Below are 4,330 nucleotides of genomic sequence, written 5' to 3'. Positions count from 1 at the left end.
CCTACCACCTCCCCCTACGGGTACTCCTCCTCCCAGGAGGAGGAGAATAGAGATAGTCCCATTAATCATTAATTACTAATCATTAATTACCAATCATTAATCACTAATCATTAATCATTAATCACTAATCATTAATCACTAATCATTAATCACTAATCACTAATCACTAATCACCGCTCCGCTCCGCTACAAACGAATTATAATATCTAACTTTCCGGATTCAGCATAGATTTAGTGCGCCTCCAACCAATTCTTTCCCCACCCGCAATCCGCTCGCAGAGGTACATGCATACGATACGCACGCTCCATTTCTTCGATTACAATTTGTTGCACAAACTCTTTTTCAGCCTCCGGAACACTGAAATTCAACTCGTCATGAACCTGCAAAATCATCTTTGCTTTCAATTTATAATCCTGGAAACGGTTATAGATGCCCGCCATAGCCACTTTTATGATATCGGCAGCGCTTCCCTGAATAGGAGCATTGATTGCATTGCGTTCAGCATACCCGCGTACGGTTGCGTTCCGTGAATTAATGTCGGGCAAGAATCGCTTGCGGTTGAAGATAGTTTCCACATACCCTTGTTCACGAGCCACCCGGATGCTCTCATCCATATAAGCGCGTACCTGCGGGTAAGTTTCAAAGTAACCGTCAATCAGTTCTTTGGCTTCCTTGCGGTCTACATTCATACGCTCTGCCAATCCGAAGATAGAAATACCGTATATAATACCGAAGTTGGCGGTTTTGGCTTTGCGGCGCATTTCAGGTGTGACGTCCTTGATATCTACTTTATAAATCTTAGCAGCAGTAGCGGCGTGAATGTCATGACCGCTGAGGAAAGCATCAATCATGTTTTTATCCCTGCTTAAGTGAGCCATAATGCGCAGTTCGATTTGCGAATAGTCGGCAGAGAAGAATTCACATCCGTCGTCGGGGATAAATGCTTTGCGGATTTCTTTTCCGTCCTCGTCGCGGATAGGAATGTTTTGCAGGTTAGGGTTGCTGGAGCTGAGGCGCCCGGTAGCCGTAACTGCTTGATTAAAAGAGGTATGGATGCGCCCCGTATGGGGGTTAATGAGCAAAGGAAGAGCATCGACATACGTACCGAGCAACTTCTTCAATCCGCGGTGCTCGAGGATTTTCCCGATGATTTTATGTCTGTTGCGCAGGCTTTCCAATATTTCTTCAGAAGTAACGTACTGTCCTGTCTTCGTCTTCTTGGGCTTGTCTATAATCCTCAGCTTGTCAAACAGCACTTCACCGACTTGTTTCGGAGAACCAATGTTGAATGTTTCACCTGCCAGTTGATAGATTTCTTCTTCAATCTCCTGCAGGCGGGTAGTGAAGAGTCCGGACGATTGTTTCAGTGCGCTGGTGTCGAGACGTACTCCGTTTCTTTCCATGTTGACAAGTACGCGCACAAGCGGCATCTCTATTTTATAGAACAAGTGTTCCACTCCCTGGCTCTTTAGTTCTTTCTCGAGAATGTTTTTTAACTTTAAGGTTATGTCGGCATCCTCACAAGCGTAGAGGTAGACATCTTGCGGGGAAAGGTCGCCCATGTTTTTCTGGTTCTTTCCTTTCGGGCCAATCAGTTGGTCGATGTGAATGGTTTGGTAGTGCAAGTAGATTTCTGCCAGGTAGTCCATGTTGTGGCGAAGTTCGGGTTGCAAAACATAATGTGCGAGCATGGTATCAAAAAGTTCGCCTTCCACTTCTATCCCGTAATTTTGAAGAACGAGTATATCGTACTTTATGTTTTGCCCCACCTTTACCGAATTTCTGTTTTCGTAGAGAGGGCGGAACTCATTCACTATTTTTAAGGCTTTGTCTCGTTCCGCCGGAACGGGAACATAGTAAGCGTGATTTTCGGCGTCGCTGAAGCTCATTCCTACTAATTGGGCTTCGATTGCATCGGCTGAGGTAGTTTCCGTATCTATTGAGAGAATTTCCGCTGTAAGCAACTTTTGAATTATTTGCCTCCTTTCATCCTCTGTATCAATGAGTTGGTAGTCAACATGAGCGGTTTCTAAGTGCGCGAGATTTGATTTTTTCTGTTCTTCCGTATCATTGGGCGCAAATTCTGCAAGCAAATCGCCTTGAGCCGGGGCATTATTTGGAGCGAAGAGCGGATCTGCCGAAAAAAGATCGGGAGTGCCGGACGAAGGGAAGAGGGTACCGGGCGAAGAAGAGGGAGCGCCGGACAGAGAATAAGGAGCGCCGCCGGACGAAGAGGGTAGGGGACTGTTCTTTTTGAGTACCCGGTCAATGAGTGTGCGGAATTCCAATTCTTCGAAGAGCTTCCGGAGTTCTTCTTCATTAGGTTCTTCACGAACGAGCGATGCCATGTCGAGTTTGATGGGAACATCCGTTTTAATGGTTGCGAGGAATTTAGAGAAAATAATCATCTCGCGATTGCTTTCGATTTTGGTCTTCAGTGCACCTTTCAGTTGGTCGGTATGTTCCAGGAGATTTTCGACGCTTTCAAATTCGCTTATTAACTTTTGCGCTGTTTTCTCTCCAACGCCCGGACAGCCGGGGATATTGTCGGATGAGTCGCCCATCAGTCCTAACATGTCGATGACTTGTTTCGTTGTGCGGATATCGAATTTGGCTTTTACTTCTTCTATGCCCATGACTTCAAAACCACCGGTATGCCTTGGGCGGTACATGAATACATTTTCAGAAACCAACTGGCCGTAATCTTTGTCGGGAGTCATCATGTAGGTAGTGATACCTTGTTGTCCGGCTTCGGTGGCGAGTGTGCCGATGACATCGTCCGCTTCGTAGCCCGGCACTTCCAGGATAGGGATGCGGTAGGCGCGGATGATATCTTTTATGACAGGTACTGAGAACCGGATAGCTTCCGGCGTTTCTTCACGTTGCGCCTTGTACTGTTGGTAAGCTTCGTGGCGAAACGTGGGGCCTGTCGGGTCAAAGGCAACTCCCAAGTGCGTGGGGTTTTCTTTTTTGAGTACTTCTTCAAGGGTGTTTACAAAGCCCAGGATGGCAGAAGTATTGAATCCTTTAGAGTTAATCCGCGGGTTTTTAATGAATGCGTAATAAGCGCGGTATATCAATGCGTAGGCATCGAGAAGAAACAGTTTATTATCCGGTTTCATATATTTGTCCTTTTTTACATGGTAAAAGTACAAAAAAATACTGTATTAACTGTTTTATTACTACTTTTGTGGCAAAATAGCGATGCATGGATAACTTGTTACTCATAAAATCTCCGATTTCAGCGGAATTGGAAAGCTTCAAGCAGTTGTTTGATAGTTCACTTTCCGGTTCTAACTTTTTGTTGAATGAAGTAATTGCTCACATTCGGCAGAAGAACGGGAAGATGATGCGTCCGGTTTTATTGTTGCTCATGGCGAAATTGTATGGTCAGGTCTGTTCTGAAACGCTTCATGCTGCGGCTTCGCTTGAACTGTTGCATACTGCGAGCCTGGTTCACGATGATGTGGTGGATGAAAGTACGGAGCGTCGCGGGCAATTATCCGTGAATGCTATCTATAATAATAAGGTAGCGGTGCTGGTGGGCGATTATTTATTGGCGACTTCGCTTGTGCAGGTAAGCAGGACACATAACTACGCTATTATTGACCTTGTTTCCCAGTTAGGTCAGAGTCTTTCGGAGGGAGAACTGCTGCAACTCTCCAATGTAAGCGACCTCCAATTTTCCGAAGAAGTATATTTTGATGTAATCTGTAAGAAGACGGCTGCGCTTTTTGCGGCTTGTACCAAAGCCGGTGTTCTTTCGATAGGGGCGGATGATGAGCAGGCGGAGTTTGCACGTCAATTCGGTGAATATATCGGTCTTTGTTTCCAGATTAAGGACGATATATTCGACTATTTCGATAGTAAGCGGATTGGCAAGCCGACCGGAAATGACATGTTGGAAGGTAAACTAACCCTTCCGGTGCTTTATGCCCTGAATGTAACCCGGGACGAGGTTGCGAAAGGAATAGCTGTCAAAGTGAAGAATGGCGTTGCTACCACCGGTGAAATTACCCAATTAATCGAGTTTGCTAAGCAACAGGGAGGCATTGAATATGCGGTACAGGCGATGCTCGGGTATAAGGAAAAGGCGCTTTCTTTACTGGTTGCTCTGCCCGATTCGGAGGTAAAAGCTGCACTTATCGCTTATCTTGATTATGTAGTAGACCGGGACAAATGATTTATCATTTATTCTTCTGAAACTTTTATGATGATTACTATTATTCTTAAGTAGCTGTTCATAATTAGTTTATACTATGAATAATAATATAGCGAAACGGAATCTCAATCCGGTTGCTGCGCAATACAAGCAATTCTTTAGACGCG

Annotated in this window: 2 protein-coding genes; one reads left to right on the top strand and one right to left on the bottom strand. The window is 45.2% G+C overall.

Annotated features, from left to right (window positions below; all coding sequences use genetic code 11):
• Positions 1-231: 231 nt before the first annotated feature.
• Positions 232-3,123, bottom strand: coding sequence for a DNA polymerase I (polA, locus tag B2Z67_RS06005; protein ID WP_291528910.1), 2,892 nt, complete (start codon positions 3,121-3,123; stop codon positions 232-234).
• 86 nt (positions 3,124-3,209) lie between these two features.
• Here polA and B2Z67_RS06000 point away from each other — a divergent pair, with 86 nt between their 5' ends.
• On the top strand, positions 3,210-4,184 hold the full coding sequence (locus B2Z67_RS06000; RefSeq protein ID WP_291528909.1) for a polyprenyl synthetase family protein: 975 nt from the start codon (positions 3,210-3,212) through the stop codon (positions 4,182-4,184).
• Positions 4,185-4,330 lie beyond the last annotated feature (146 nt).

This window comes from Bacteroides sp. UBA939, assembly GCF_002293435.1.
In the GTDB taxonomy this organism is placed as follows: domain Bacteria; phylum Bacteroidota; class Bacteroidia; order Bacteroidales; family Bacteroidaceae; genus Bacteroides.
Note: the sequence above shows the minus strand (reverse complement) of the source record. Positions and strands in the feature narration are given on the sequence as shown.

What these genes read in the sequence shown, in the direction of transcription:
- polA (WP_291528910.1), bottom strand. Translation starts at nt 3,123, where the DNA reads ATGAAACCGGATAATAAACTGTTTCTTCTCGATGCCTACGCATTGATA.
- B2Z67_RS06000 (WP_291528909.1), top strand. Translation starts at nt 3,210, where the DNA reads ATGGATAACTTGTTACTCATAAAATCTCCGATTTCAGCGGAATTGGAA.